Origin of the sequence: Streptomyces sp. NBC_00400, from assembly GCF_036048035.1 — a bacterium.
Lineage (GTDB): Bacteria > Actinomycetota > Actinomycetes > Streptomycetales > Streptomycetaceae > Streptomyces.
This window is the reverse complement of record NZ_CP107940.1, coordinates 8,010,190-8,035,313: the sequence shown is the minus strand read 5'-3', so window position 1 is coordinate 8,035,313 and position 25,124 is coordinate 8,010,190. Positions and strand designations below refer to the sequence as shown.

The 25,124-nt window shown below is 67.8% G+C and carries 24 protein-coding genes and 4 pseudogenes; 17 read left to right on the top strand and 11 right to left on the bottom strand.

Going from position 1 to position 25,124, the window contains the following annotated elements:
• Positions 1-41: 41 nt before the first annotated feature.
• Positions 42-242, top strand: coding sequence for a hypothetical protein (locus tag OHS81_RS35205; protein ID WP_328390111.1), 201 nt, complete (start codon positions 42-44; stop codon positions 240-242).
• Between the two features lie 607 nt (positions 243-849).
• Here the strand turns inward: OHS81_RS35205 and OHS81_RS35200 are convergent.
• The 3 genes and pseudogenes from OHS81_RS35200 to OHS81_RS35190 form a co-directional block, all read right to left on the bottom strand.
• The gene (locus tag OHS81_RS35200) at positions 850-2,982 is read right to left on the bottom strand and encodes a virginiamycin B lyase family protein (RefSeq protein ID WP_328390109.1); all 2,133 of its coding nucleotides are present in this window, start codon (positions 2,980-2,982) and stop codon (positions 850-852) included.
• Between the two features lie 354 nt (positions 2,983-3,336).
• Positions 3,337-3,612, bottom strand: a pseudogene (locus OHS81_RS37545) (hypothetical protein); the annotation flags it as partial.
• 317 nt (positions 3,613-3,929) lie between these two features.
• A pseudogene (locus OHS81_RS35190) lies at positions 3,930-4,061 on the bottom strand (flavin reductase family protein); the annotation flags it as partial.
• 335 nt (positions 4,062-4,396) lie between these two features.
• Between OHS81_RS35190 and OHS81_RS35185 the strand changes: the two are divergent.
• From OHS81_RS35185 to OHS81_RS35175, 3 genes are all read left to right on the top strand, one after another.
• Complete coding sequence (locus OHS81_RS35185; RefSeq protein ID WP_328390107.1) at positions 4,397-5,941, top strand: FMN-binding glutamate synthase family protein; 1,545 nt, start codon at positions 4,397-4,399, stop codon at positions 5,939-5,941.
• A 124-nt stretch (positions 5,942-6,065) separates the two neighbouring features.
• A complete protein-coding gene (locus tag OHS81_RS35180; protein WP_328390105.1) occupies positions 6,066-6,824 on the top strand; it encodes an alpha/beta hydrolase family protein in 759 nt (252 codons plus the stop codon).
• A 115-nt stretch (positions 6,825-6,939) separates the two neighbouring features.
• Positions 6,940-7,380 carry a VOC family protein gene (locus tag OHS81_RS35175; RefSeq protein WP_328390103.1) on the top strand — a complete coding sequence of 147 codons (441 nt, stop codon included), beginning with the start codon at positions 6,940-6,942 and terminating at the stop codon, positions 7,378-7,380.
• Positions 7,381-7,509: 129 nt separating this feature from the next.
• Here the strand turns inward: OHS81_RS35175 and OHS81_RS35170 are convergent, their stop codons facing one another.
• Both OHS81_RS35170 and OHS81_RS35165 read right to left on the bottom strand, forming a co-directional pair.
• Entirely contained in the window at positions 7,510-7,818 is a 309-nt protein-coding gene (locus tag OHS81_RS35170) for an RICIN domain-containing protein (protein ID WP_328390102.1), read from the bottom strand.
• 148 nt (positions 7,819-7,966) lie between these two features.
• Positions 7,967-8,278, bottom strand: coding sequence for a hypothetical protein (locus OHS81_RS35165; RefSeq protein WP_328390101.1), 312 nt, complete (start codon positions 8,276-8,278; stop codon positions 7,967-7,969).
• A gap of 175 nt (positions 8,279-8,453) precedes the next feature.
• Here OHS81_RS35165 and OHS81_RS35160 point away from each other — a divergent pair.
• Positions 8,454-8,597 (top strand): annotated as a pseudogene (locus OHS81_RS35160) (IS256 family transposase); the annotation flags it as partial.
• A gap of 215 nt (positions 8,598-8,812) precedes the next feature.
• Here the strand turns inward: OHS81_RS35160 and OHS81_RS35155 are convergent.
• Together OHS81_RS35155 and OHS81_RS35150 are read right to left on the bottom strand one after the other, a co-directional pair.
• On the bottom strand, positions 8,813-9,748 hold the full coding sequence (locus OHS81_RS35155; RefSeq protein WP_328390099.1) for a proline iminopeptidase-family hydrolase: 936 nt from the start codon (positions 9,746-9,748) through the stop codon (positions 8,813-8,815).
• Entirely contained in the window at positions 9,745-10,053 is a 309-nt protein-coding gene (locus tag OHS81_RS35150) for a hypothetical protein (RefSeq protein ID WP_328390097.1), read from the bottom strand. Before OHS81_RS35150 ends, OHS81_RS35155 begins: the two co-directional genes overlap by 4 nt.
• A gap of 757 nt (positions 10,054-10,810) precedes the next feature.
• On the opposite strand from OHS81_RS35150, the gene OHS81_RS35145 reads away from it, so the two are divergent.
• The 8 genes and pseudogenes from OHS81_RS35145 (at position 10,811) to OHS81_RS35110 (ending at position 17,297) form a co-directional block, all read left to right on the top strand.
• Positions 10,811-11,206 carry a VOC family protein gene (locus OHS81_RS35145; protein ID WP_328391656.1) on the top strand — a complete coding sequence of 132 codons (396 nt, stop codon included), beginning with the start codon at positions 10,811-10,813 and terminating at the stop codon, positions 11,204-11,206.
• A gap of 507 nt (positions 11,207-11,713) precedes the next feature.
• Positions 11,714-12,661 (top strand): NAD(P)-dependent oxidoreductase, encoded by a 948-nt coding sequence (locus tag OHS81_RS35140; RefSeq protein WP_328390096.1) that lies wholly within the window; start codon positions 11,714-11,716, stop codon positions 12,659-12,661.
• 570 nt (positions 12,662-13,231) lie between these two features.
• Positions 13,232-13,690 (top strand): annotated as a pseudogene (locus OHS81_RS35135) (winged helix-turn-helix domain-containing protein); the annotation flags it as partial.
• Positions 13,691-13,725: 35 nt separating this feature from the next.
• Complete coding sequence (locus tag OHS81_RS35130; protein ID WP_443058814.1) at positions 13,726-14,181, top strand: hypothetical protein; 456 nt, start codon at positions 13,726-13,728, stop codon at positions 14,179-14,181.
• A gap of 62 nt (positions 14,182-14,243) precedes the next feature.
• Positions 14,244-15,161 carry a transposase family protein gene (locus OHS81_RS35125; protein ID WP_328390094.1) on the top strand — a complete coding sequence of 306 codons (918 nt, stop codon included), beginning with the start codon at positions 14,244-14,246 and terminating at the stop codon, positions 15,159-15,161.
• A 278-nt stretch (positions 15,162-15,439) separates the two neighbouring features.
• A complete protein-coding gene (locus tag OHS81_RS35120; RefSeq protein ID WP_328390092.1) occupies positions 15,440-15,952 on the top strand; it encodes a hypothetical protein in 513 nt (170 codons plus the stop codon).
• A 231-nt stretch (positions 15,953-16,183) separates the two neighbouring features.
• On the top strand, positions 16,184-17,023 hold the full coding sequence (locus OHS81_RS35115; RefSeq protein WP_328390090.1) for an enoyl-CoA hydratase/isomerase family protein: 840 nt from the start codon (positions 16,184-16,186) through the stop codon (positions 17,021-17,023).
• A gap of 148 nt (positions 17,024-17,171) precedes the next feature.
• A complete protein-coding gene (locus OHS81_RS35110; protein ID WP_328390088.1) occupies positions 17,172-17,297 on the top strand; it encodes a hypothetical protein in 126 nt (41 codons plus the stop codon).
• 138 nt (positions 17,298-17,435) lie between these two features.
• On the opposite strand, the gene OHS81_RS35105 is transcribed toward OHS81_RS35110, so the two are convergent.
• Positions 17,436-19,019: an MFS transporter gene (locus tag OHS81_RS35105; RefSeq protein WP_443058813.1), complete on the bottom strand. Its 1,584-nt coding sequence runs from the start codon at positions 19,017-19,019 to the stop codon at positions 17,436-17,438.
• 343 nt (positions 19,020-19,362) lie between these two features.
• Here OHS81_RS35105 and OHS81_RS35100 point away from each other — a divergent pair, with 343 nt between their 5' ends.
• The 3 genes from OHS81_RS35100 (at position 19,363) to OHS81_RS35090 (ending at position 21,939) form a co-directional block, all read left to right on the top strand.
• Entirely contained in the window at positions 19,363-20,094 is a 732-nt protein-coding gene (locus OHS81_RS35100) for an SDR family oxidoreductase (protein WP_328390086.1), read from the top strand.
• Between the two features lie 30 nt (positions 20,095-20,124).
• Entirely contained in the window at positions 20,125-20,571 is a 447-nt protein-coding gene (locus OHS81_RS35095; protein WP_328390084.1) for a cupin domain-containing protein, read from the top strand.
• A 399-nt stretch (positions 20,572-20,970) separates the two neighbouring features.
• Positions 20,971-21,939, top strand: a complete 969-nt coding sequence (locus OHS81_RS35090) for an alpha/beta hydrolase (RefSeq protein ID WP_328390082.1) — start codon at positions 20,971-20,973, stop codon at positions 21,937-21,939.
• A gap of 178 nt (positions 21,940-22,117) precedes the next feature.
• On the opposite strand, the gene OHS81_RS35085 is transcribed toward OHS81_RS35090, so the two are convergent.
• Together OHS81_RS35085 and OHS81_RS35080 are read right to left on the bottom strand one after the other, a co-directional pair.
• Complete coding sequence (locus OHS81_RS35085) at positions 22,118-22,966, bottom strand: NAD(P)H-binding protein (RefSeq protein WP_328390080.1); 849 nt, start codon at positions 22,964-22,966, stop codon at positions 22,118-22,120.
• On the bottom strand, positions 22,963-23,388 hold the full coding sequence (locus tag OHS81_RS35080; protein ID WP_328390078.1) for a nuclear transport factor 2 family protein: 426 nt from the start codon (positions 23,386-23,388) through the stop codon (positions 22,963-22,965). The genes OHS81_RS35085 and OHS81_RS35080 overlap by 4 nt, the downstream gene beginning before the upstream one ends.
• A gap of 90 nt (positions 23,389-23,478) precedes the next feature.
• Here OHS81_RS35080 and OHS81_RS35075 point away from each other — a divergent pair, with 90 nt between their 5' ends.
• On the top strand, positions 23,479-24,072 hold the full coding sequence (locus OHS81_RS35075) for a TetR/AcrR family transcriptional regulator (protein ID WP_328390076.1): 594 nt from the start codon (positions 23,479-23,481) through the stop codon (positions 24,070-24,072).
• 276 nt (positions 24,073-24,348) lie between these two features.
• On the opposite strand, the gene OHS81_RS35070 is transcribed toward OHS81_RS35075, so the two are convergent.
• The gene (locus OHS81_RS35070) at positions 24,349-25,122 is read right to left on the bottom strand and encodes a helix-turn-helix transcriptional regulator (protein WP_328390074.1); all 774 of its coding nucleotides are present in this window, start codon (positions 25,120-25,122) and stop codon (positions 24,349-24,351) included.
• Between the last annotated feature and the right edge of the window lie 2 nt (positions 25,123-25,124).

The following is a 25,124-nucleotide window of genomic DNA, read 5'->3' as shown; positions in this document are numbered from 1 at the left end:
TTCGCTGATCCATCGCGCGATCACGTCGTACCATCCCCGCCATGACAATCGATGTCCTCGCCGAGGATCTCCAGCCCGGCGACCTCCTGGAGCTCTCGACCGAGTTGGGCACCCAGATCCTCCGGTTGACTCATGTGGAGCGGCGTACCCAAGGCATCAAGTTCATGGGGCGCAATCACCAGGGGGCCCTCTACTCCAGCGGTATGAAGTACGGCGAGCCGGCGCGGTGCGTCCGGCCGTAGACCGTCGCGCGGACTGCCAATGGCAGTTACGGGACAGCCCTTAACCATGCACGAGCTCGTAATCGCACTCAGCGGGTTCCCACAGGAACACGGGGACTCCGCGAATGACACTTGCAGAAATCAGAGGTCAGGAAGTCACACACCACAAGAGCCTTCTTCTGGTGGGCGAGCGAACGTCGACAGTCGGGGCCTGGGAGCTGATGGGCCCCGCGGTGACGGGCGTTTGTAGAACTCGGTGTGGGAGGACTCGTTGCCGGTGGACAACGTGACACTGGTCGGGGTTTCGTGTTCGACCGCCCACCAAAAGCTCTCAAACCACCTTCTCGGAGTGGCCGTTTGGCAGCCGATGTGTGCCGTCGTTGCCGTCATCACCGTCGCTGGGGCACCCTCCAGGCGCAGCTCGCGACGCGGAGTCGGGTTGTTCTGCCGCCCTTCCTGCGCCGTGGTCTGCCGATGCTGGAGCCGCCCTCATGGCCGGAGCCCCGCCTCTGGAATCCACGCGTGCCGCCAAACCCCTCGACTGGTCGGCCGGCTCCTCCAGTTGGGCAGCGGCGTGTTCCTCCCGTCGCAGCAGACCAGGTGACGTGGGGTTTCGGAGCCGGTGAGATCAGCCCGGGAGGGGGATGAACAGCAGGATGCCGTGGTCGGTGGCGGCGGTGGAGCAGGAAGTGCCGGGGAAGGTGGCGGTGTAGAAGGGGGTGGCGATGGCGAAGACGGGGACGATGGCGTTGTGGATGGTGGCGGTGCCGTTGGCGTCGGTGACGGCGGTGCCGAGGTTGACCGGGCCGAAGAGCGTGGTGGCGGTGAAGGTCACCGGCTGACCGGCCACCGGCATCCCCGAGGTGGTCGTCAGGGTGGCGCTGAGGGTGGGGATGTAGAACTCGGGCAGCGGGGTCAGCCGGAGCCGGATGGTGCCTGGCTGCGCGGTCAGCTTTGTGGCGTTGGGGTTCACGGTGACGGGGGTGCCGGCGGTGGAGCCGGTGAAGCAGCTGTCACCGCTGTAGGCGGCGGTGAGGGTGCCGGTGGTCAGGGCGGTGGTGGTGAAGCAGGCCTGCCCCGAGGCGTTGACGGGGACCATCTGGGTTTGGCCGTTGGGGAGGGTGAAGGTGACCGTGCCGGTCGGCACTGAGGTGGTGGCTGGTGCCGGGGTGATGGTGGCGCATACCGTCACGCTCTGCCCGCAGGTGGAGGGGTTCGGCGTCACCGACAGCGTCGTCGTTGTGGGGTTCGGGCTCACGGTGACGGGGGTGCTGGTGGTGGAGCCGGTGAAGCAGCTGTCACCGCTGTAGGCGGCGGTGAGGGTGCCGGTGGTCAGGGCGGTGGTGGTGAAGCAGGCCTGCCCCGAGGCGTTGACGGGGACCATCTGGGTCTGGCTGTTGGGGAGGGTGAAGGTGACCGTGCCGGTCGGCACTGAGGTGGTGGCTGGTGCCGGGGTGATGGTGGCGCATACCGTCACGCTCTGCCCGCAGGTGGAGGGGTTCGGCGTCACCGACAGCGTCGTCGTTGTGGGGTTGGGGTTCACGGTGACGGGGGTGGGGTTGCCGTTCACGGTCACGGTGAACGTACCGGCGGTGTAGGTGTGGGTGGTCTGCCCGCTCCCGGTGGCGTCGAGGGGGACGGTGACCGTGGGGCTGGCGTCCCCGAAGTTCACCACCGCTGTCCCGTTCGGAGTCCCCCCGGAGATGTTGAACGTCACCGGCTGCCCGCACAACGGCGACGCCGGCGAGGTCGTCACCGTCAACGGCGAGATCTCCGTCACGTTGGCCGAATTGGCGTTGGTGACGTAGACGTTGCTGTTCTGCGCCGCCGCCACCGAGAACGGGAACGCGCCGACGGGGACGGTGGCCAGGACCGTGTTCGTGACGCTGCTGATCACCGTCACATTGTTGGAACTGCTGTTGCCGACGTAGACGTTGCCGGTCGGCGCCACCGCCACCCCGAACGGGCCCCCGCCGGTGGGGACGGTGGCCAGGACCGTGTTCGTGGCGCTGTCGATCACCGTCACATTGTTCGAAACGGTGTTGGTGACGTAGACGTTGCCGTTGGGCGCCACCGCAATCACTCCCGGGACCGTGCCGGCGGGGACGGTGGCCAGGACGGTGTTCGTGGCGCTGTCGATGACCGTCACGTTGTTCGAGGTCTGGTTGGCGATGTAGACGTTGCCGTTCTGCGCCACCGCCGCCGCGCCCGGGAAACCACCGGTGGGGAGGGTGGTCAGGACGGTGTTCGTGGCGCTGCTGATCACCGTCACGGTGTTCGCGTTCCGGTTCGCGACGTAGACGTTGCCGTTCGCCGCCACCGCCACCGCGTCCGGCACCGCGCCGACGGGGACGGTGGCCAGGACCGTGTTCGTGACGCTGCTGATCACCGTCACATTGTTCGAAGTGCTGTTGGCGACGTAGACGTTGCCGTTCGGCGCCACCGCCAGTGCGAACGGGCCCCCACCGACGGGGACGGTGGCCAGGACGGTGTTCGTGGCGCTGCTGATCACCGTCACGTTGTTCGAGCTCTGGTTGGTGACGTAGACGTTGCCGTTCGGCGCCACCGCAATCATGGCCGGGCCTGAGCCGGCGGGGACGGTGGCCAGGACGGTGTTCGTGACGCTGCTGATCACCGTCACATTGTTCGAATTGGCGTTGCCGACGTAGACGTTGCCGTTCGGCGCCACGGCCACCGCCAGCGGGCTCGTGCCCGCCGGGATCGTCACCGTGGAGAACGCCGCACTGAACGGCGCGGCCACAAGCCCCCGTACAGCGGCCACCACAGACCCACTGGCCGGTACAACCGGCCGAACCCCGCCGGCTACCGCCGGAGCTCCCAACCAACCCGTAGTCGGCTTCATGACAAACCTCTCTCAGCTGAGAGGGCCGCCCAAGAAATCCCATCCGGGGCCCGCGTCGCACGGCGCCGGAATACGCGAACCGGATCACCGCTTGCACACCGGGACAGAGAGAGGGCACGCCGACATGTACCACGCACACGCGCACCACAAGGGTTGCCCATCTCTCCCCGGAGAGATGGGCAACCCACCGGAAAACGGTCACCACCATTAACCCGAAATGGCCAATGGAACACCACCCTCTTGACTCGACTATCACCCGGACAGACCAATACACAGCCCCACCCGGGCACGTCGTTGGAGAGGACGAACTGGCACGCAATGTGGCCCGGAACGCGGAGCTGAGCAGGGGGGAACGAGGTGAGCCGCCTTGACCGCCCGCCCCCGCCACCGCTGTTGGGCGGACTTGATGAGCTTGAAGACCATGGCCAGGGCTGCGGTGCCACGGGTCCGCAGCCGGACGGTGGAGAAGGTCGACTCGATCGGATTTGTGGCCCGCAAGGGGATCCAGTGCTCGGCCGGGAAGTCGAAGACCGCCCCCAGCGGCAAGGTGCGCCTCCTTCCGGCAGGAGTGATCCACAGGCGTCGAACGTCGCTCCGCTGGTACCGAGCGCCGCGTCCCGGGGGCCGACAAGTCCCTGACCGCGGCTCTCGCCAAGGCGGGAGCCATGGAGCGGGCCGCCGGCACTCGGCTCCGCCCACGCCCGACCGCTGCACGCTGTCGGGCGGCCGTCCCGGGCCAGAGTCGCCTATCGGGACCGACCATCCATCAAGGAGCGAGGAGAAAACCCGTCCAAGCCAAGCCGCAGTTCCCGGCCCGCATCAATCAAGATCCGGACCATCCCCGCAGGTGCGGGGTTGTGCGTCCCGTCCGCCGAGACCGTGGACACCCAGGCGATCGGCCGCGGCCCCACCGCCGAGGTCAGCAGCTTGTGGAAGTCGTTGCGGGACATGGCAGCGGGATCAAAGTCCGTGCGCATGGTGATCGGTGTCACTCCACTCCGAGGCTGGCGGCGATCATCTTCGCGGCCCGACGGGCAGCCCTTGTCCAGCCCCCGGCCAGGCGCCCAGACGTTACGCCGCGTTACACCAGCATCACCGCGCATAGCCTGTGCCGACGCACCTGGACCACCCACCGCTGGGAAGACCGCCCCACTCGTGACCCTGACCCCGTACCGATCCGAGCGAGCCCCTAATATCATTTGGCGTTCTCCGACGGACGCTGACGCCCGCTGGGCCGGGCCCGCCGCCCAGCGCCCGGCATGACGACTCCACCGCATGGCAATGGAGTCGAGCATCGAAGAGAGGAACGTTCATGCGCGCCCGGAGCATCGCCACGGCCACCGCAACAGCATTGGCGCTGGTGGCCGCTCGTGACCTTGTCCAGAAGAAGCATGCATTGCTCCGGAACTTCCCCGTGCTCGGGCACGCCCGGTACCTGTTGGAGACGATCGGGCCGGAGCTGCGGCAGTACATAGTGACCTCCAACGACGAGGAGCGCCCGTTCAGTCGTGACCAGCGCACCTGGATCTACGCGTCGGCGAAGGGGGAGAACAACTACTTCGGGTTCGGAACCGACAACGACGTCGAGCACACGCAGGGGCACGCCTACCTGAAGCAGCGCACGTTCGCCGGCGCGCTGCCCGACATACACGACCCGCAGGCCCCACTGCCGTCAGCCAAGGTGCTGGGCGGGCCGCGCGGGCGCGCCAAGGCGTTCCGGCCGGCGAGCGTGGTGAACATCTCGGCGATGAGCTTCGGATCGCTCTCCGGCGCGGCGATCACGGCGCTCAACAAGGGGGCGGCGCTGGCGGGCACCCTGCAGAACACGGGCGAGGGCGGTCTCTCGCCGTACCACCGCAACGGCGGCGACCTCGTCCTTCAAATCGGTACGTCCTACTTCGGCTGCCGCAACGAGGACGGCAGCTTCAACATCGACAAGCTCAAGGATGTGGTCGCCGGCGCCCCGGTCAAGGCGATAGAGATCAAGCTCTCCCAGGGCGCCAAGCCAGGGCTGGGCGGAATGCTGCCGGGCGCGAAGGTGACACCGGAAATCGCCGAGATCCGCGGCATCCCGCTCGGCGAGGACTGCGCCTCCCCGTCGCGACACACCGCGTTCAGCGACGTCGACTCGATGCTCGACTTCGTCGAACTGCTCGCCACCGAGACCGGCCTGCCGGTCGGGATCAAGAGCGCGGTGGGAGAGATGGAGTTCTGGCAGGAGCTGGCCACGCTGATGGCGCGAGGTGACCGTGGTGTCGACTTCGTGACCATCGACGGCGGCGAGGGCGGCACCGGGGCGGCGCCGCTCACCTTCTCCGACTCGGTGTCGCTGCCCTTCCGGATGGGCTTCTCCCGGGTCTACGGCGCCTTCGCCGAGCTGGGGCTGACCGACGACCTGACCTTCATCGCCTCCGGCAAGCTCGGCCTGCCCGAGAACGCCGCGGTCGCCTTCGCTCTGGGTGCCGACATGATCAACGTGGCCCGTGAGGCCATGCTGTCGATCGGCTGCATCCAGGCGCAGAAGTGCCACACCGACAAGTGCCCCACCGGCATCGCCACCCAGAGCCCGTGGCTGGCCCGCGGCCTCGACCCGGCCTCGAAGGCCACCCGGGCCGCCGTCTACCTGCGCACCCTCCGCAAGGAGCTGCTGAAGGTCTCGGCGGCCGTCGGCGTCGCCCACCCGGCACTCATCACGGCCACCGACATCGAGATCATGAACGGCGACTACGAGGCCCGCACCCTGGCCGGCGTCTACGGCTACAAGGACGGCTGGGGCGAGCTCGGCCCGCGCCTCGCCGAGGAGATCACCGCACTGCTCACCACCGAGCAGTCCTCCGACCAGAAGCCGAACGCCTGACACACGCCGATCACGGCAGGCACCGCGCTCGCTGCTCCCCTGCCCGGAGCGCGCGCGTGGCGCCGGCCGGTGGCACCCTTGTCTTCCCTGCTCCACGTACAGCCCCTGCCTAGGTGATCACAACATGAGCGAAAAAGTGAGATTCCCGAGCGTCGTCGGCCCCGAACTGGCCGGAGTGATCGACCTGCCGGACGGCGAGATCCGCGGCTGGGGGATCTTCGTGCACGGATTCACCCTCGGCAAGGGCTCGCCGGCCGCCTCGCGTGTCAGCAAGCAGCTGGCACGCGAGGGGATCGGCATGCTGCGCTTCGACAACCTCGGGATCGGGGACTCCGACGGCGACTGGGGGGACGGTTCCTTCACCGTCAAGGTCCAGGACACGATCCGTGCCGCCGCCATGATGGCGGAGCGGGGGACTCCGGCAGACCTGCTGGTGGGGCACTCCTGGGGAGGCGCCGCCGTCCTCGCCGCGGCGGCCGAGGCAACCGGCGTCCGCGCGGTCGCCACGATCGGGGCGCCTGTCGACCCCAGCCATGTCGAGCGACAGTACGACGCGGTCGTGGATCGCGTGCTCAGTGAAGGCTCGCACGAGTGGTTCGTCGGCGGGAGGACCCTGGTCCTCAAGCGCGCCTTCGTCGAAGACGTCCGCCGTGCTCACCTGCGGGACCGGATCGGCGAGTTGGACCTGCCGCTCCTCGTCCTGCATTCGCCGACCGACAACACCGTCGACATCGACAACGCCGGAGAGATCTTCCGCGAGGCACGACACCCGCGAAGCTTCGTCTCCCTCGAAGGAGCAGACCATCTCCTGACCGCCCGAGGACAAGCACAGCGAGCCGCCCACATCATCAGCGCCTGGGCCGACCAGTACATCCACGGGTGACCGCCCGCAGGAGAGACATCTCCGGTGGTTAAGTGCTCGCTCGGATAGGTACGGGGTCAGGGTCACAGGTGGGGCGGTAGCCAGAACGGGCCGCGCGACGAAGAAGGAGCACCCCGTGACGATTCAGCGGATGGACAACGTAGGCATCGTCGTCGACGACCTGGAGGCGGCCATCGCCTTCTTCACCGAGCTCGGCCTGGAGCTGGAAGGCGAAGCGCAGATCGAGGGAGTCTGGGCAGACCAGACGGTCGGCCTCGACGGGGTCCGCAGCGCCATCGCGATGATGCGCACCCCGGACGGCCACGGCAAGCTGGAGCTGACGAAGTTCCACACCCCCGCGGCGATCACTTCCGGACCGCTCAACCCGCCACCCCACACCCTGGGCCTGCACCGTGTCATGTTCGCCGTCGACGACATCGACGACACGATCACCCGCCTGCGCCGCCATGGCGCCGAACTCCTCGGCGAGGTCGCGCAGTACGAGAACAGCTACCGGCTCTGCAACCTCCGCGGCCCCTCGGGAATCATCGTCGCTCTGGCCGAACGGATCGGCTAGGTGCTCACCGTCTCGAAGGCTGGTGCATCACCGCTCTGCATGTTCTGGCGGTTCGGCTGCGTAGCCGTATAGGGGTGATCAACCCTTCCGCTACGGCTATGGCGCCCGTCAGTTTCAAGTGCGCGCGCTTCACACATGGACGAGTGTGAAGCGCTGATACCCAGGTCCTGAGCTTTCGCAGGGAAACTTTTTGATGTCGCCACCGTATTGGCCGCCGCCCGCCACGGTCCAGCAGAGATCCGTGGCCGTCCTGAACCCGATCTGTGGCTCACCGTACTGGCCGAAGAACGTAAAGCGCCGCAACGGAGAACCGTCGCAATGCGACTGCACGATCGGCTGACGAGCGCCGTCACCGAGGAACGGGGCGTGGGGGGTCAGGCACATGCCCTCCGCGAACGTCCTGATCTCGTGCTTCGGGTTCGCGGGGCCATTGCTCATGACCTTGAAGCGCTGGGAGGGAAGATTCTGGTACCGGTCATGCTCAAGCGCAGTGCCGCTCCGGATTGAGGTAGAAGTCGATGTCGAACGGCATGGCCGCGTCCGGGTCGCTGCCACTGACCACCGGCACATAGGCGACCTCCCCGCTCTACTCGTACCGCCGCCGGGCCGCGGCCGCCGCCGCCTTCTTCGCGGCGATGCCCTCCGCGCCGCCGTAGTTCTCCTCGCAGATACGGCGGTCGTGCAGCCACGGCGCCACCAGCGCCAGCGACCCCACCCGTGCGTCCTCGGCGGCGAAGGCGCTCGCGTACATCGCCCCGGCACACACTCCCAACGCGCCCAGTTGCCTGTCCCCCACCGCCGGATGGGCGGTCAGGAAGTCCGCAGCCGCCCGGAGATCGCGGACCTTCAGCGCCGGCGACTCGTAGTCGCGGGCCGCGCGGCGCAGATCATCCACCAACGCTTACACGCTGACATCCGACGCCCCCTCGAACAACGCCCGATGGGTAACTCCAGGTTGAGCAGAGCTAAACCACCCCGCCAATCAACGGTGCCCGGAAAAGGAGCTGATCACGATGGCGGAGGGCTACCGAGAATCGTCCGAGGCATGGGCGGGCCTGCTGCGGGACTGGGGCTTCGAGCGGGTCTGCGGGGCGAAAAACCCCAAGGTCGTCCAGCGGATCACGGACGACGAGGACGAGCTGCTGGCGTTCTTCAACCTCCCCGCCGAGCACTGGATCCGCCTGCGGACCACCACCCCGATCGAGTCGACCTTCGCGGCATGAACAACCTCAACCGGTCCATGGCGAGGTTCTGCTGCGTCCCGAGCGGAGGTAACCGGCCGGCTGCGGGAACCATACGGCAACCGCGTCACTGCGCGGTTGCCGCACACGGCGTCCTCAAAGCCAACCGGTCCACAGGTATTGACAACCTCATTCGCGTAGGGACAGGCGGATCCGCAGGCGGCGGGGTTCCCGTCGCCTTGCCTGGCCGGTCAGGGCGAGCAGGGGCATCCAGGCCGGCAGGGACGGCCGCCGGTGCCGCCCGATGGGCAGTCGTTCGGACACGAGCGCGCTTCGACGCGCGCCATGTAGTCCTGAATGAGGGAGACGTACGCCCCGCGAAGCGGCTCCTCCTCCAGATATCCCATATGGGCTGCGCCGGGCTGCGTCACATGCTCGGAATCCGGAATTCTTTCGGCGATATCGGCGAGATGCGCGGGAACGCATTCGTCGAACTCGCCACCGAGAACGAGTGTTGGGACCTGGATCCGCTCAAGGGCGTCGAAAACGTCCCAGTCCTTGAGAGTGCCGGTCACGTGGTAGTCCGCATGCCCGATCATTGTCCGGAAGGTCGTCAAACTCATGAGTTCCGGGTCCAGGCTCACGGAAGAGGTACGCAGCACGCACGCGCGCATGTACTCCTCTTGGGCCACCCAGTAATCGGGATCGCCTGTCTCGCCTCTCAGCTCCCGGCCGTAGGTGCGGTCGAGTACGTTGCCCGGTAGTTTCGCCATCAGGTCCCGTACCTCCTGCTCGAACCGGGGCACGCTCGCCAGGCCATTGGCACAGACCAGGCTGGTCCATTCCGGCGCCCGCTCCGCGGCGTACTGAAGGCCAAGCATCGCTCCCCAGGAGTGGCCGTAGACGTGCGGGCGTTCCAGGCCGAGCTCCTCGGAAACCGCGCCCAGTTCGTCGAGGAAGCGGTCCACCGTCAGCAGCGAGATATCGTCGACCGGATCCGAACGCCCTACGCCGAGCTGGTCGTACCAGACGACCTCGCGCTCCTGGGCAAGTGGCGCGAAGGCGTCGAACAGCAGGTCACTCGGGTAACCCGGTCCGCCGTGGACAAGCAGCAACGGCACACCGCCGCCGCCCGTTCTGCGGTACCACACCTTGCCCCCCGGTACGGAAATCCTGCCTTCCGTCATACCGGCCCCACCTCATAGACATACTCCTCCATCCGGTCGATGAGATATCCATCGAACCGGAAGTACATCGCCGCGTGGACCTCACTTCGCGACCCGTCCGGCATGGTCAGACGAAGAACGTGCTGCTGAAGTACCTCGTTCGCGCCGTGGAATTGGCGTGTGATATCGAACCGCAGCGAACCGACCGTGCCGGCAAGGGGCTTGAGCTGTTCCAGTTTTTCGTCGATCGTCTGGTCTCCCTTGCCGTCGTTTGTGCCATACGGTGGCCGTTTCCGTGCACATGGCCCGCACTTCGTCGAAGTCATACGATTCCAGGTGCCGCAGGCACCGATTCGCCATCTTGCCGATGTTCTTCCTCATGTCACATTCCTCTGAGGGGACTGGTTCGATGACCCCCAACATAGGAAAGAAGGCCCGCAGAGATAAGTCTTGACTTGGTTCCGCGCTTCGGGCAGTTGGACAGCAAGCACGAAAAACCCGCAAGTCAGAGGGGGTGACGGCACGTCCGAGAGGACGCCTCCTGGGGAAAATCGATAGTTGATCCCGTGGGAAGCGCTGTGGAAGGCGGCAGCCGCGACGGCCGGTTGACGACCACTGTGCACCTGGGAGCGCACCGCACCTCTCGTCTGCCCGTCCGCCACGCTGGTCGGCGACAGCCGCTCGGCCGGCGGCCCACCCCACCAGCGCCGCAGCGCCCACCGTGCGCTCGCGGAGGCCTGGACCGGTGTTCCCGAGCAGCGGGCCTGGCACCTGGCGCACGCCGCAGTCGAACCCGACGAGCAGATCGCCGGCCTCCGTTACGTCGTCCAGCAGAGCTTCGCCCTGCTCCACCGGTTCAGCGCCTCGCCGTCCGCCGGGAACGCCGAACGGAATTCCACCACGCCTTCGTCTCATTGGCCTGCAGCCTCACCTGCCGACGGCGATTGAAGAAGCGCCGATCACCATCGTGTTACCAGCTCTGAACGGCGAGCCAGCGAATCTGACCACGAATATCCGGAGCCTGATTATTCTGCAAAAAACCCATCAAGCCCCTTTTCGTCCTTCAGTGGTCACCATGTTGGCATCCGCGTTCCCGACTACGACGCGGCGAAGGCTTGGTACACGGAGAAGCTGGACTTCCGAGTGCTCCAGGAATGGCCCTACGGTGAGCTGAAGCTCGCCTACCTCTGCCCGCCCAACGACGAAAACTTCCACGTGGAACTGCTGGCCGGACCGGTGCCCTTCCCGAACGAGGTCCTCGACGACCTCGGAGTCAGCCTGCAGCACGGCGGCTACCAGCACATGTGCGTCCATGTCGACGATGTCGACGAAGCACGCGCCGAGCTCGCCGACCGTGGCGTCGACCTTATCGGTGAACCTTTCGAGATCGAGGACATCAGCCGGCGACTGGCGTTCTTCCGTGACCCGTGGGGCAACATGATCGAACTGTCGCAGAAGCTGCCCGGCGCTGGTTCCTGATCAGCCTCACCACGTCAGCACCCGCGCACACGGCCCGAGCCCGTTCTCATCAGGCTCGGGCCTCTGCATGGCTTATAGACTTCGTCAGTTGCGAAGGCCCTTACGCGGGAATCTTCCACCAAGAGAAGCGCGCGCATTCCCCGTCCGCGTGTTGCACTTCAGCCGATCCGCAGGTCGTCGTCCACGATCCACGGCCGAGTGCTCGCAGCCTCTCGAACGGCCGAATCGTCACATCAGTCACGCCCGGCCAGGGCACTTCAACAAGATCCCGTTACGAGCTCTTATTGCTCGTGAATGGCTCCGCGCGTTTCCTTGCCAGGGAACGCCCGGATGTCAGCGGAAGATGAGCAACGGTAAATGGAAAGGGATCTTCCACGTCTCACGCGTCCACTGTCGCTGTTCTCGGAGCAGGCGCACTCGACGCCGCGATGGCGATGCCCCCGCGTCCGGCCGGTCGGTTGTGGGGGTCGTACGGGTCGAGCCGTCATCCAGGATTGAGGTACAGAAATGACGATTGCCGCCCAGGACCGCCCGCGTATCGGCTGGATCGGTGTTGGCCGCATGGGCTTCGAACTGGCGGCCCGGCTGCTGGACGCGGGGTACGACGTGGCTGTCCACAACAGGACGCGCGCCAAGGCCGAACCGCTGGCTGAACGGGGTGCGACGATCACCGACCGGCCGGCCGACCTGGCCGACCGGGACGTCGTCTTCACCATGGTCACCGCGTCGGCCGCCCTGGAGGCGGTCACCACGGGCCCCGGCGGCGTGCTGACCTCGCCAAACGCCACGCCAGGGGTCCTGATCGACAGCTCCACGGTGTCCCCCCAGGTGTCCGCGCTGATCCGGAACAAAGCCGCCGACCACGGGGCCGACTTCCTGGCAGCCACAGTCAGCGGGAACCCGAAGGTGATCACCGCAGGCAAGCTGACGATCGCGGTCTCCGGCTCACCCGAGGTGTTCGGCCGGGTCGAGCCGGTGCTTGCCGCGCTGGGGCGCGGGGTGACCTACGTCGGCGAGGGCGAAGCCGCTCGTCTCGTCAAGATCGCACACAACGTCTTCCTCGGCATCGTCACCCAGTCGCTCGCCGAGATCACCATCCTCGCGGAGAAGGGCGGTGTCAGCCGTGCCGCCTTCCTGGAATTCCTCAACGACTCCGTGATGGGTTCGGCCTTCACGCGCTACAAGTCGCCCGCACTGGTCAACCTGGACTTCACTCCGACGTTCACCATGCCGCTGCTGCACAAGGACCTCGACCTCGGGCTCGCCGCGGCCCGCGAGCTGCAGGTCCCGATGCCACTTGCCGCCACCACCGCTCAGCTCGTCGCGGGTGCCATCGGCGCGGGGCATGTCGAAGAGGACTTCGCCTCTCTGATCCTCGAACAGGCCAGGAACTCCGGCATCACGCTGGAAGCCCAGAACGTGCCAGTGGACGACGGTCTGTCACCGCAAACCTGACGTGCCAACCGACACCACCGGTGCGACCCGCCGTTGTTGCGCCAGATCGTCACGCAACCGTCGATGTCCGCGTCCAGCATCACTACGTCCGTGCCCTCCAGTTGCAGGTCAGTGCCACCAGGCGTGGGAGCAACTCCCACGACGCGCTCGGGACAACACGCTCCACGATCGACACGGTCCAAGACTGCCGACACGTCAAAGAGCGGTGTGCATCGTGAAGGTGCTGGTCACGGGTCTGGCGTGAGTTGTCTTCGGCGTACTCGTGCTGGTCGTGGGCGGCAGTCTGAGGTGTAGATCGTCTGGCAGGTGCGGGTTTTGCGATTTCTCGCCCGCCGTCTCAGGTTGCGCTCGTACGCTCCCGGCGCATGGTGGACCCCGAGGTGCATGAGCGGATCGCCGCGCGCCGCGCGGAACGGGGGGTACCGAAGCTGCTGGGCTATTGCGGGAGCAGAAGCTCTTGGTGGGCCGCTGCGGGAGCAGCGGCCGGCCCGGTTACTGACTTCGGCTCGTCAGGGTGATCTTTGTGGAAGTCGATGATGTGGCTGGGGTGTTGGTAGTAGTTCGTGGTGTGTGAGGTATGCGGATGGGGGCGGGCTGACCGCGATGGGGCGTCAGCGTCGCGAGACGGTGCGGATGCAGGCGGCCGAGTTGTTCGAGCAGAAGATCAAGCCGCCGGAGGTGGCCCGGCGACTGCGGGTGAGCCGGAAATCGGCTTACCAGTGGCAGCAGCTGTGGCGAGACGGCGGCATGCAGGCCCTGGTCTCGCGTGGGGCGAGCGGGTCACGGTGCCGTCTGTCGCCGCGCTGCCTGGAGAAGCTCGCCGCATATCTGGAGCAGGGTCCGGCCGCGCATGGCTGGGTGGAGGACCAGGTGTGGACCGCGGCGCGGGTGTCCACGCTGATCGGCAGGAAGTTCCATGTCTCATACAGCGTCTCGGGCGCAACGAGGCTGATGCGCCGGCTCGGTTTCAGTCCGCAGGTGCCCGCGCGCCGGGTGGCCGAGCGCGACGAGCAGGCCGTCACCGTGTATCCGCTGTCTCGGGTTGCGCTTGTACGCTCCGGCGCATGGTGGACCCCGAGGTGCATGAGCGGATCACCGCGCGCCGCGCGGAGCTGGATGAACTCGAAGAGCAGCTGGTCAAGCAGCTGTCCGAGGTGCGGGCCGAGCGGGACGAGCTGGCCGTGGCGGTCCGGGTGTGGCAGCGGATGAGCGAGCAGCTCGCTGACGAGCGGGCAACGGCCGGGTCGCCGGTGGTGCAGGTGGCGGGTCGGGCGGTGCGGCTGGTCCCGGACCGGGCGTCAGGGGTGGCCGAGCCCGCGCTGCCGACGGACTACCAGCGCATCCTGGCCGCCGTGCGGCAGGCAGGCGGGCCGGTCACCACCCGGGCTGTCGGTGAGGCGTTGGGTCTGGACACCGGGGTGCGGGGCAAGCTGGAGCCGCTGCGCGGGAAGTTGACCAAGCTGGCCGATCGCGGCTGGCTGCACAAGCGGGGTGACGGCAAGTTCACCGTGGGCCCGTAGTCGCCGGACTCGAAGAGCGGGTGGGCGTAACCGTCGGGCCCCCGGCGGCAGTTGAGTTTGGTGTGAAGAAAAACAACGAAACCGTCGAGGGCCCTGACGGCCTTGTCTACACCGCCCGTCTGCCGCTGTCGAGCGCCACCTCGAACTGTCTCGCCGATCTGATCCGCGGCCACTGCAAGAAGATCCGCTCGCCGTGGCGGGCGCTGCCCGCCGGGAAGATCGCCGGGATCGTGCTGGCGGTGCTGCGCTGTGACCAGCGGCCCGGCGACCTGGCCGGCGGCAACGGCATCCACCGCACCACCGTGAGCCGGTGGGTGCGCGAGGTCGTCGGCCTGCTGGCCGCCCGCGCCCCGCGCCTGGACCGCGCGCTCAAGAAGATCGCCCGAAAGGGCGGCGGCATCGTACTGCTAGACGGCTCGCTGATACGCACCCGACGCCGCACCGGAGACGCGAACCGGAAGAACTACTCCGGTAAGAGCAAATGCCACGGACTACTCGTGATCGCACTCACCGACGATCGTGGCCGGCTGCTCTGGGTCTCCGCGGCCCGGCCCGGACGCACCTCGGAGATCACCGCCTGCCGGCACGACCACCTCACCGCCCATCTGCGTGCGACCGGCCTCGGCGCCATCGCCGACCTGGGCTTCATCGGCCTCGACGACAACGACGACCCGGACGCCGACCCGGCCGTGATCACCGGCTACAAGGCCGCCCGCAGCCGGCCCCTGGCCCCCGGCCAGAAACGGTCGAACACCGTGCTGGCCGCAGTCCGCGCCCCGGTCGAGCACGGCTTCGCCCACCTGAAGAACTGGCGCGTGCTCACCAAGCTCCGCACCGACCCGAAGTCGGCGACGGCCCTGGTCAGGGCCCTGCTGGTGCTGACCAACCGCGAAATCGCCCGCCGACCGATGATCTTCGCGAGAGGCATCCGCCCACGATCAGCCCGAGAATCCCGAAGACGACTCACACCAGACCCGTGACCTGCAACTTCACGATGCACACCCCTCAAAGGCATCGGAGGCTGAGCCAACGCGGGCAGGTACTGCCTGGCCGACGTCGAGAAATCTGCTGCAACGCTCCAGCACCCGGATCCTGAGCCGTTCGGGTCCGTTCTCGGCAATTCGCCACGTCGGCTGCGTCCTCTCGCGGTTTGCTGTCGTGGTGCGAGGAAGTCCGGCGCCGGTGTTTCCCGCCTGCTGTGTGTACGCGGTCGCACCGTCGAGGAGATCGCCGAGGACAAGCGAGAACGGGGCCCAGCATGCATCGCGACAAACTCGGCATCTATCTGAACGACCACTTGGCCGGTGCCACCCTCGGTATCGGGCTGGCGAAGCGCATTGCCCACCAGCACCGGAGCTCGGCACGCAGCACCGACCTGCAGCGTATCTCCGACGAGATCGCTCAGGACCGGCAGAGCCTTCTCGACGTCATGGAAGCCCTCGGCGTCCCCGCACGCCACTACAAGATCTACGGCGGCTGGGCGGCCGAGAGGCTACGACGCCTGAAGCCGAACGGTGCCCTGTACCGGCGTTCCGGGCTGAGCACGTTGATCGAGCTGGAGACCCTGCGGCTGGGAGTCGAAGGGAAGGCCCTTATCTGGCGCACGCTCCTCGTCGTGGCTGCGGGGGAGCCCCGTCTGGATGAATCCCAGCTCCACTATCTCCTGGACCGGGCTCGGGGCCAGATCGACATGCTGGAGACGCTACGCCTCACGGCAGCGGCGGCAGTCTTCTCGCCCACCGTGCGCAGCGTGACTCCTGACAGCCCGTGAGACCGCGGCGACGTCCTCGGCCGGATGGAGGGCTGTCACGATGACTCTGCTGATCGGTACGAGTGAACGCACGGGAGGGCCGTTGCTCAGGCTTGGTGCAGGGTGCATGGCGCGTAGCAAGGCGCGAGGTACCCACCGCGAGGCACAGGAGCACACAGTGAAGAACTGCGGGGCCGTGGGGCCGTGCGGGCGGGTGAGCGAGGAGGATCGAGTGCCGAGAGGACAGAGAACATGACCGCCTCGTTCACAACCATCAGCACCAGACTGGACGGCAACGTCCTGTTCGCCACCTTCGACGCCCCGCCGATCAATCTCATCGGTCCCGAGGTCGTGCGCGACCTGGCCGGGCTGCTCGATGAGGTTTCCCAACCGGCGAGTGCACGGGTGGTGGTCTTCGACAGCGCGGATCCCGACTTCTTTTTCCCGCACGTCGACCTGACCAAAGTGCCCGAATACACCGCTGAAGCCGCGAAAGCCGGCGGCCCGGGCGACGCCTCCCTGGGGATGCTGTTCCGCAAGCTCAGCGAGATCCCGGCCGTCACCATCGCCAAGCTGCGCGGCCGAGCACGTGGGGCGGGCAGCGAATTCCTCCTCGCCTGCGACATGCGCTTCGCCTCCCGCGAGAACGCTGTCCTGGCCCAGCCCGAAGTCGGCATCGGCACCCCGCCCGGCGCGGGAGCGGTTCAACACCTCGCCCGTCTGCTGGGCCGGGGCCGAGCGCTCGAAGCAGTGCTGACGTCGGCCGACTTCGATGCCGAACTTGCCGAACGCTACGGATGGATCAACCGCGCGGTGCCCGACGCCGAGCTGGACGAGTTCGTAGCCGGCCTCGCCATGCGCATGGGTAACTTCCCGCGCGATGGGCTGATCGCGGCCAAAGCAGCCGTCAACGCCATCAGCCTGCCGCCCCCTGCCGTGGTACGCGCGGATGCCGCTCTGTTCCAGCAGCTCGTACGGGGAGAGGCAGCCCAGCAACGCACGGCAGAGCTGTTCAAGCAGGGCTTCCAGACTCGTGGCCGTACCGAACTCGACCTCGGTGACGCGCTGGGCGACTTGCCGGCCGTCGACTGACCGGGACCCCACTCATGGCTGACTCGCAGGTCCCCCGGGGCGTCGACGCCCTCGGTGAGCAGGTCACCGAACCCGCCCGGCAAACCAAGCCAAGCTGGTACCTGGTCACTATCGACGACAAGATGATCCCCCTCCTGCCCAGCGCACCATGTCCGCGCGAGCCGGCTCGACCACCGTCGAGGTCGCGGGCAGCCACTCCATCCGCATGTCACAACCGGTCGCGGTGGCCGACCTCATCAAGCAAGTGGCGTCCACGGTGGCCGCACCGCAGTAACCGCAGCTGCTCTCCCCCGTCCAGTGGGCTCACTGCGCGGGGCATGGCACGGAGAAGTTCAAAAACACGCCCTGTCCGGTCTCCGCGACCAGCTCAGCGACTGGGCATGTAGCCCTTCCGGGCGGAGTCCGAGGAGTCTCAGCTTTGGGCGGCATGACAGTGCCCATGGGCGACTTCGGGCGGGCACGGGGCGGCTGTTGCGCCACGGTCGGTACGCCGCTCGATGAGCGCGATGCCCAAAGCCGTCAAGATGGCGGCGATGCCGACGCCGACGGACGCTGCCACGGCCAGCCGGTAGTCGCCCGCGCTTGAGGCCAGTACCAGGTAGTACGTGCCGGGCAGTGCGGCCGTCCCCACTGCCCCGCCCAGTCGCTGCCCGGTCTGCAGCGCACCGCCGGCGGCGCCCGCCATCCGCACCGGAACCTCCCGCAGCGTCATCGTCACATTCGGGGAGATGACGAAGCCACTGCCGATACCGCCCACGAGGAGGGCGGGGACAGCGGCCCAGACGGCAACCGACGGCGGGGCGAACCTGAGCAGCAGGGCCGTTGCGGCGAGCCCGACAACGACGCCGACCAGGCCGAGCACGGTCAGCAGCCTGCCCATCCGCTCCACAAGCCGTCCGGCTACGACGGCCGCTCCCGCGGAGCCCACCGCAAACGGTGTCACGGCCAGTCCGGACTGCAGCGGCGAATAGCCCAGGCCGTTTTGGAAGAACAGTGCGAACACGATCCACACGCCGCTGAATCCCATGAAGTAGAGCGTCGCCAGGCCGGCACCGGTCGCATAGCCGCGGGTTTCGGTGATCAACCTTGGATCCAGCAGCGGTTCGCCGCCTTGGGCTGCGACGCGGCGCTCCCACCGCCCGAAGCCGACCAGCAGCAGTGCCCCTACTGGGAAAAGCCACCACAGACGGTGCACACCGCCGGAGTCGGCCTGGACCAACGGCAACAGGACCGCCAGGACACCGCAACCGATCAGGGCAACGCCCGAAAGGTCGAGGTGTCCTCTCTTGCCCGGGGCAACGCGGGGCAGCAGCCGGTAGCCGAGTACGAGTGCCACGGCGCCGACGGGAATGTTGACGAAGAAGATCCAGCGCCAGCCCTGGGGTCCGGCGGCCAGGGCGAGAATGAGGCCTCCGGTGATCGGACCGACCGCACTGGAGATGCCGACGGTGGCGCCGAACAAGCCGAAGGCGCGAGCACGCTCGGCTCCGGTGAACAGTTGTTGGATCAGCGCAGAATTCTGAGGAGCAAGGCAGCCTGCGGCGATTCCTTGCGCCATGCGGGCGATGACGAGCAGGGTGATCGTCGGGGCCGCCCCCGCTGCGGTGCTGCACAAGACGAAGGCCGCGAGCGCTCCGAGGAAGATCCGGCGTCGGCCGATCGCATCGCCAAGACGTCCGGCCGGCACCAGCGCAAGTGCGAACGTCAGCGCATACCCGGACACCACCCATTGCACTGCGGCCGGGGAGGCTCCCAGATCCCTTTGCATCGAGGGCAGCGCGACGGCGACGATCGTCACATCGAGAAGGATCATGAAGCCCGCCACCAGCGTGACCCACAAGGCCCGACACCGGCTCGGATCTGGCCGGCCTGCTGACGTCGCCGTGCCTGGTGGTCGCCTCCTTGGTCCCACGGGGGCTCCTTTCGACGAAGTCACGGCCCGGTGCCCGTGCACACAACAGGCCGGACATCGCGTGAATGAAGTACGACAACTCATCCGAGCTGAGCAAGGACCTACGGCTTTCCGGTCGTAGGGCGAGAATAGTCAGCACCGAACCAGCACCGGAGTCAGGCGTGCTGACTATCAGAGCTCCAAAACCCGGAGGGAAGATGGGCGTGGTGGCACGATTTTGCGGTCGCCGTGGTTCGCTGGTGGGCTATTCGGCCTACGGGGAGTCCAGGATGATCCGGGGGATGGCGCTTGCGTGGATTGCCCTCAGCGATGCGGTAAGCATGCAGCGTGACCGACGTACCCAGGAGTGCACCGGCCGGCATGCGCCGTGCACTGCATCGCCCCAATCTGGACGCATGACCTATCGGTGCGCGACGAAAGGTGACCCATGAAGTTCGCAGTCATCGGCGGTACCGGTCTGATCGGGTCGCAGGTCGTGAAGAAGCTGAACGCCGCCGGGCACGAGGCCGTGCCGCACTCGCCTTCCACAGGTGTCGACGTGCTCACCGGCCAGGGCGTGGAGAAGGCGGTGGCCGGAGCCGACGGCATCGTCAACCTGACCAATTCCCCGACCTTCGACGACGCCTCTCCCGCCTTCTTCCAGACCTCGATGGACAACCTCCTGGCCGCCGGCCACAAGGGCGGGGTGGGGCACTTCGTCATCCTCTCGATCGTCGGCGCGGACCAGGTGCCCGACCTCGCCTATTACCGCGCCAAGGTCTTGCAGGAAGACATCCTCAAGGCCGGGCCGATCCCCTATTCGATCGTCCACGCCACCCAGTTCATGGAGTTCATCGCCGCCTTCATGTCCTGGACCACCGAGGGCGACACCGTCCGCCTGCCCACCACCCCCCTCCAGCCGATCGCCGCCCAGGACGTCTCCGACACCGTCGCCGAAGTCGCCGCCGGTACCCCTCTGAACGCAACCCTCGACGTCGGCGGGCCCGACACCTTTCCCCTCGACGAACTCGGCCGGATCACCCTGAACGCCCGGCCCGACGGCCGCACGGTCGTCACCGACGACACCGCCGGCATGTTCGCCGCCGTCCCCGGCGATGTGCTCACCACCAAGGGCGACGCACGCATCGCCCCCACCCACTACACCGACTGGCTCACCTGACCCGGCCGGCCCACCACTGGAGGCCCCGCCATGTCCCACAACGAACAGCCGGCAGGCAGAAACGGGAGCAAGCCGCGCTCGGAGGCGTGGAAGACGGCGCTCACCGTGCTGCAGTCGGCGAAACCGCCGCACGTTCCGGAGGGGGCGGAGGCGATGACGGTGGTCGTCGAGTTCCCTCCCGGCGATCCCGGCACCCCTCCGCACCGGCACTCGGGCCCCGCCTTCGGCTACATCCTGGAAGGGGAAATGCTCTTCGAGCTGGAAGGTGAGCCGGAGCGCGTCATCAAGGCCGGGGAGACGTTCTGGGAACCGGGCGGCGATGTCATCCACTACCAGGACGGAAACAACCGGACGGACACCCCCAGCCGCTTCCTCGTCACCATGATGTGCGCACCGGGTCAGCCCATGCTCACCCTCGTCGACGACGAAGAGCTGGCCCGGCGCCGGCACCTACGAGCTCCCCGCCCGGGCACCTGACCCGCCACTCACAGCCGGGACTGACCGCGATGAGCTGTGGCGTCCCCCGGTGCCCCGGTCGGGACCACCATCGGTGAGGGACGGACCACGGCGTTGAAGCATCACCCTTGCATCACACGCGATCGCGCCAGTGACAGTCGATCGGCGTATCCGCTCGTCGGTGAGCCCGTCACCGACGAGGCCGTCTCGTCACCGAGCCGAGCACCCGGCGGACGATCAGGCGGTTCCTTGGAATGCGTCTGCGGAGGATGGGCAACTACAATGGACAAACATACCCGTTCAGGGGCTTGAACAAGGGCGGAGGCTCAGCCGACCGCTCCGCAGCGGGGCGCAGCGCGGCCCTCTTCAGCGCCCCGCGCTCTGTGTATGCGCTTCTCGGTTTTCTCAGGGAGCATTCCCATGGCTGGTCAAACCGCGTCCGTCATCCTCGAGCCCGAGGCACAGGATCTCGCCGCCGCAACCTCGCACCATCCGTTCCTGTACGAGCTGGATCCGACCGCAGCGCGCAAGGTGCTCGACGACCTCCAGGCCGCGCCGGTCGACAAGCTGCCGGTCGACGAGGAGTGGGTCTCGGTTCCGGCAAGGGTGGGCGACGTACGGGTACGCCTCGTCAAACCGCAGGGCACCACCGGAACGCTGCCCGTCGTGTTGTACATGCACGGCGGTGGCTGGGTGCTGGGCAATGCCGGTACCCACGACCGCCTGGTGCGCGAGTTGGCAGTCGGCGCCCGTGCCGCGGTGGCTTTCGTGGAGTACACGCCATCGCCCGAGGCGCACTACCCTGTGGCCATCGAGCAGGGCTACGCCACCGCGCAGTGGATCGTCCGCGAGGGAGCGTTCAAGGGGCTGGATGCACAGCGCATGGCAGTGGCCGGGGAATCGGTCGGCGGGAACATGACCGCCGCACTCGCCCTCATGGCCAAGGAGCGCGGCGACGTCAGGTTCGTACAGCAGTCGATGTACTACCCGGTCACGGATGCGGCCATGAACACCGGTTCCTACGACCAATTCGCCACCGGCTACTACCTGAGCCGCAAGCTGATGGAATGGTTCTGGGACGCCTACACCACCGACCCGAACCAACGCGCGGAGATCACCGCGTCTCCCAACCACGCCACCATCGAGCAGCTGTCCGGACTGCCGCCAACACTGCTGATCGTCGACGAAGCCGACGTGCTGCGCGATGAGGGCGAGGCGTACGCCGCCAAGCTCCGAGCAGCCGACGTTCCGGTGACCACGGTGCGCTACGACGGCACGGTCCACGACTTCATGATGCTCAACTCGCTGAGCCACTCCAAAGCCGCTCGCGGAGCCATCGACCAGGCAACGGCGTTCCTGCGCAACGCCCTTGGAACCGCCGGGTCCTAACTGATCGATTCAGAATGCGATGCGTCGTGGCCTCAAGCAGATGCCGGTGCCCGGTTCCGGCCGGGCGACGCCAACCCGCATACGGCAACCGGGACCACAGCCATTGATTCTGCCGACCGTGCGGCCAGCCGTAGCCTGCGGCGAGCAGGCCCGGGAGGCCGGCCCCGGGGGCTGAGCGTCAGGTGCTTCGGGTCATCTCGCGTTCGGCGACTGCGCGGAAGCTGTGCGGCGGGCGGCCGGTGAGTCGCTGGACGGCGTCGGTGGTGCGGTTTTCGGCTCCCTTCGCGATGGTGCGGTCCATGCGTGCGAGCATCGCGGCGAACTCCGGTGGCAGCTGCGCCGTGAGACGGTCACGCATCTGTTCATACGTCAGGTGGCGGTGGGCCACGGGCCGGCCGGTGACCTCTGTGATGGTCGTGGCGATGTCGTCGTGGCTGAGCGCCTCCGGTCCGGTCAGGAGCAGGTCGGTGTTGGGCGCCTGGTCGCCGGTCAGGGCGCGTACGGCGACGGCGGCGATGTCATCGGCGTCAATGAAGCCGACCCGGCCGGTCCCGGCAGCGGTGAGGATGGTGCCGTTTGCGCGGATGCTCTGGGCGTGTGCGTGCGTGCCGGTGAAGTTCTGCATGAACCAGGAGGGCCGCAGCACCGCCCACTCGTCGAACAGACCGGGCAGGGCCTGGTGCACCACTCCCACCGCCGGGCCGCCCTCGGGGATGGCCGAGGAACTGAGCAGCACCGCGCGGTGTACGCCTGCGGCGCGCGCCTGCCGGAGAAAGGGCAGCATGACCGAGGCCGGGTCGGAGTCGCCCAGGGGCGGGATGAGGTAGACACGGTCGGCTCCGTCGAGGGCCTTTGCGTGGGTGGTGGGGTCGTACCAGTCGAAACGGGCCGATGATGCGCCCGGGACCGGGGTGGCGTGACGGCTGGCGGCCTTGACGTGGTGGCCGGCGGTGATCAGCTGTGCGGTGGTGCGGCTGCCGGTGGTGCCGGTGGCCCCGATGACCAAAGTGGTGTGGCTGTCGGTCATCGGGTGGCCCCGGCGAAGTCGGCGCCGGGTTCGTGGACGGCGAGGGGGTTCCAGTAGTCGCGGTAGGTGGTGAAGCGCCCGTCCTTGACGGTCACGACGGCGATGTAGGTCATGTCGAAGGGGTTGCCGTTCTCCATCAGGCGGCCCACGCCGCGCATTTCGACCACGATCGTCTCGGGGTCGGTGGTCTGGTGGATCCGCACGTCGGGGAAGTCGTGCAGGTCTATGTGGTCGGGGTAGTGGCGCATATAGGCGGCGATGGACTCCTTGCCTTCCAGCCGCTCCGGCCAGCCCTTGGGGGCGAAGGGGAACTCCAGAATGCCGTCCTGGGCCCACAGGGCGACCCAGCCGGGAATGTTCTTGTCCAGCAGCAGTTGCAGGCTGTGTCGGTACAGATCTGCGGGTGAGGTGTTTGCGGGCATGGGTCTCTCCGTCCCGTACGATACGGACCCGAGGTCCGCTTCCCCAGACGATACGGACCGCTGGTCCGCATCGCAAGCACAGGGAGCCGTATGACCGAGCGCAAGCCACGCAAGGACGCCGTCCGTAACCGGGAGGCCGTCCTCGCAGCCGCCGACGTCCTCTTCACTCGCTGCGAGAGTCCCGCGGACGTCACCATGGCCGACATCGCGACAGCGGCCGGCGTCGGCAAAGGAACGCTCTTCCGTGCCTTCGGTGACCGCACCGGGCTGATCCGCGCGCTGTACGCAGCACGACTCGAACCGGTCAGGGAGGCCATCGAAGAGGGTCCGCCGCCGCTGGGGCCCGCCACCCCGCCGCTTGAGCGGGTACCCGCCCTGCTCGACGCCGTCCTGTGCTTCAAACTCGACAACCGCCACCTCGCGCTGGCCCTGGAGGGAAACGGCAGCGACAGCCCCTACCGGGCAGAGCACTATGAGCGATGGCACACCCTGCTCCACGACATGCTGGAGCGGATTCCCGGCCTCACCGACAGCGCCTTCACCGCGCACGCACTGCTCGCCGCCGTCCGAGCGGACCTCGTCGAGCACCTGGCCGGACACGAGGGCCTACCCCGCGAAGAAATGAGGGGGCACCTGGCGAGCTTCGCCGCCGCATTGCTGGGAACTCGCCCCCGCGGGGGCTGATCTTCCGGGGCCGGCAAAGCGGCCGGGCGGCTGGTCGCACGGAGCCGCCACGGCTTGTCCCGGCCCTCGGTCACCGCCCACCCCCGGACCCCGTCGAGCGCGGACTCCGTGAACTGCCGCGGAAGGACATCAGACAGTCCCGGTGCGAAGAGCATTGCCTCCCGCCGGCGCCGAGGCGGTCGACCGCCGGCCACGGTCCGCAGTCGCACGGCGGGGGTGACGGAGTGTCCCGCAGCGCGCGCCGCGGTCCGAGCACGGTGCGTTGTGGGGCTCGCGTCAGCGGGAGGGCTCAATTCCCCAGGCGGCGGCCCGGGCGGCGGCGGCCGCGCGGTTGGGGAGATCGAGCTTGGCGAGGATGTGCTCGATGTGGGTCCCTACGGTGCGCGGCGTGATGTACAGCCGCTCGGCGATCTCCCGGTTGGTGCGGCCGGTGGTCAGTTCGGCCAGCACCTGGAGCTCCCGCGGCGAGAGTCCGCCGGGCGGTCGTACGTCCGCGGTGGGGCCGGCTGCGGCGGTCTCCTCGGGCGACGGGCCCGAGCGGGGGTCGACGGCCGCGGCGAAAGCCTCGGTGAGCAGGGTGACCACGGCGTGCGCCGGGTCGGGCGTGCGCCGTGGCCGGCGGGTGCTGACGTTCAGCATGCCGACGTACCGGCCGTCGGTGGCGAACAGGCACTGGGCCACGCCGTCCTGGATGCCGAGGGGAGACAGCACCTCCTGGAAGCCGGGGGATGCGGCCAGGAGCTGCCGGGGGACGTCTCTGAGCCAGAGACCGCCGCGGGCCGGGCCGCGGAGCACGGCGAACACCGGGTCGTGGTGGAGGCGGGTCTCGATGTAGGCCGTGGCGTCGTCCGGGTAGCTCCCGGCCAGGGTGGTGTGGCGCCGGCGGAGCGGATCCCACCGGGTCAGGGAGGCGTGGTCGTACTCCATCACCTCCGACAGCGCCGCCAGGACCGTGCCGATGCCGGTGGCGCCGCTGGTGGCGCTCCTGGCGGCCTCGCGGACGTGGACGGCCGCGTCCAGGATGTCCGTCGTGCTTCGCTGTGCTGCCACTC

Bases quoted from the DNA above. Each gene is read 5' to 3' on its own strand.
- OHS81_RS35205 (WP_328390111.1), top strand. From the start codon at position 42: ATGACAATCGATGTCCTCGCCGAGGATCTCCAGCCCGGCGACCTCCTG.
- OHS81_RS35185 (WP_328390107.1), top strand. From the start codon at position 4,397: ATGCGCGCCCGGAGCATCGCCACGGCCACCGCAACAGCATTGGCGCTG.
- OHS81_RS35180 (WP_328390105.1), top strand. From the start codon at position 6,066: ATGAGCGAAAAAGTGAGATTCCCGAGCGTCGTCGGCCCCGAACTGGCC.
- OHS81_RS35170 (WP_328390102.1), bottom strand. From the start codon at position 7,818: ATGAGCAATGGCCCCGCGAACCCGAAGCACGAGATCAGGACGTTCGCG.
- OHS81_RS35155 (WP_328390099.1), bottom strand. From the start codon at position 9,748: ATGACGGAAGGCAGGATTTCCGTACCGGGGGGCAAGGTGTGGTACCGC.
- OHS81_RS35150 (WP_328390097.1), bottom strand. From the start codon at position 10,053: ATGACTTCGACGAAGTGCGGGCCATGTGCACGGAAACGGCCACCGTAT.
- OHS81_RS35140 (WP_328390096.1), top strand. From the start codon at position 11,714: ATGACGATTGCCGCCCAGGACCGCCCGCGTATCGGCTGGATCGGTGTT.
- OHS81_RS35130 (WP_443058814.1), top strand. From the start codon at position 13,726: ATGGTGGACCCCGAGGTGCATGAGCGGATCACCGCGCGCCGCGCGGAG.
- OHS81_RS35120 (WP_328390092.1), top strand. From the start codon at position 15,440: ATGCATCGCGACAAACTCGGCATCTATCTGAACGACCACTTGGCCGGT.
- OHS81_RS35115 (WP_328390090.1), top strand. From the start codon at position 16,184: ATGACCGCCTCGTTCACAACCATCAGCACCAGACTGGACGGCAACGTC.
- OHS81_RS35110 (WP_328390088.1), top strand. From the start codon at position 17,172: ATGTCCGCGCGAGCCGGCTCGACCACCGTCGAGGTCGCGGGCAGCCAC.
- OHS81_RS35105 (WP_443058813.1), bottom strand. From the start codon at position 19,019: ATGAGTTGTCGTACTTCATTCACGCGATGTCCGGCCTGTTGTGTGCAC.
- OHS81_RS35100 (WP_328390086.1), top strand. From the start codon at position 19,363: ATGAAGTTCGCAGTCATCGGCGGTACCGGTCTGATCGGGTCGCAGGTC.
- OHS81_RS35095 (WP_328390084.1), top strand. From the start codon at position 20,125: ATGTCCCACAACGAACAGCCGGCAGGCAGAAACGGGAGCAAGCCGCGC.
- OHS81_RS35090 (WP_328390082.1), top strand. From the start codon at position 20,971: ATGGCTGGTCAAACCGCGTCCGTCATCCTCGAGCCCGAGGCACAGGAT.
- OHS81_RS35085 (WP_328390080.1), bottom strand. From the start codon at position 22,966: ATGACCGACAGCCACACCACTTTGGTCATCGGGGCCACCGGCACCACC.
- OHS81_RS35080 (WP_328390078.1), bottom strand. From the start codon at position 23,388: ATGCCCGCAAACACCTCACCCGCAGATCTGTACCGACACAGCCTGCAA.
- OHS81_RS35075 (WP_328390076.1), top strand. From the start codon at position 23,479: ATGACCGAGCGCAAGCCACGCAAGGACGCCGTCCGTAACCGGGAGGCC.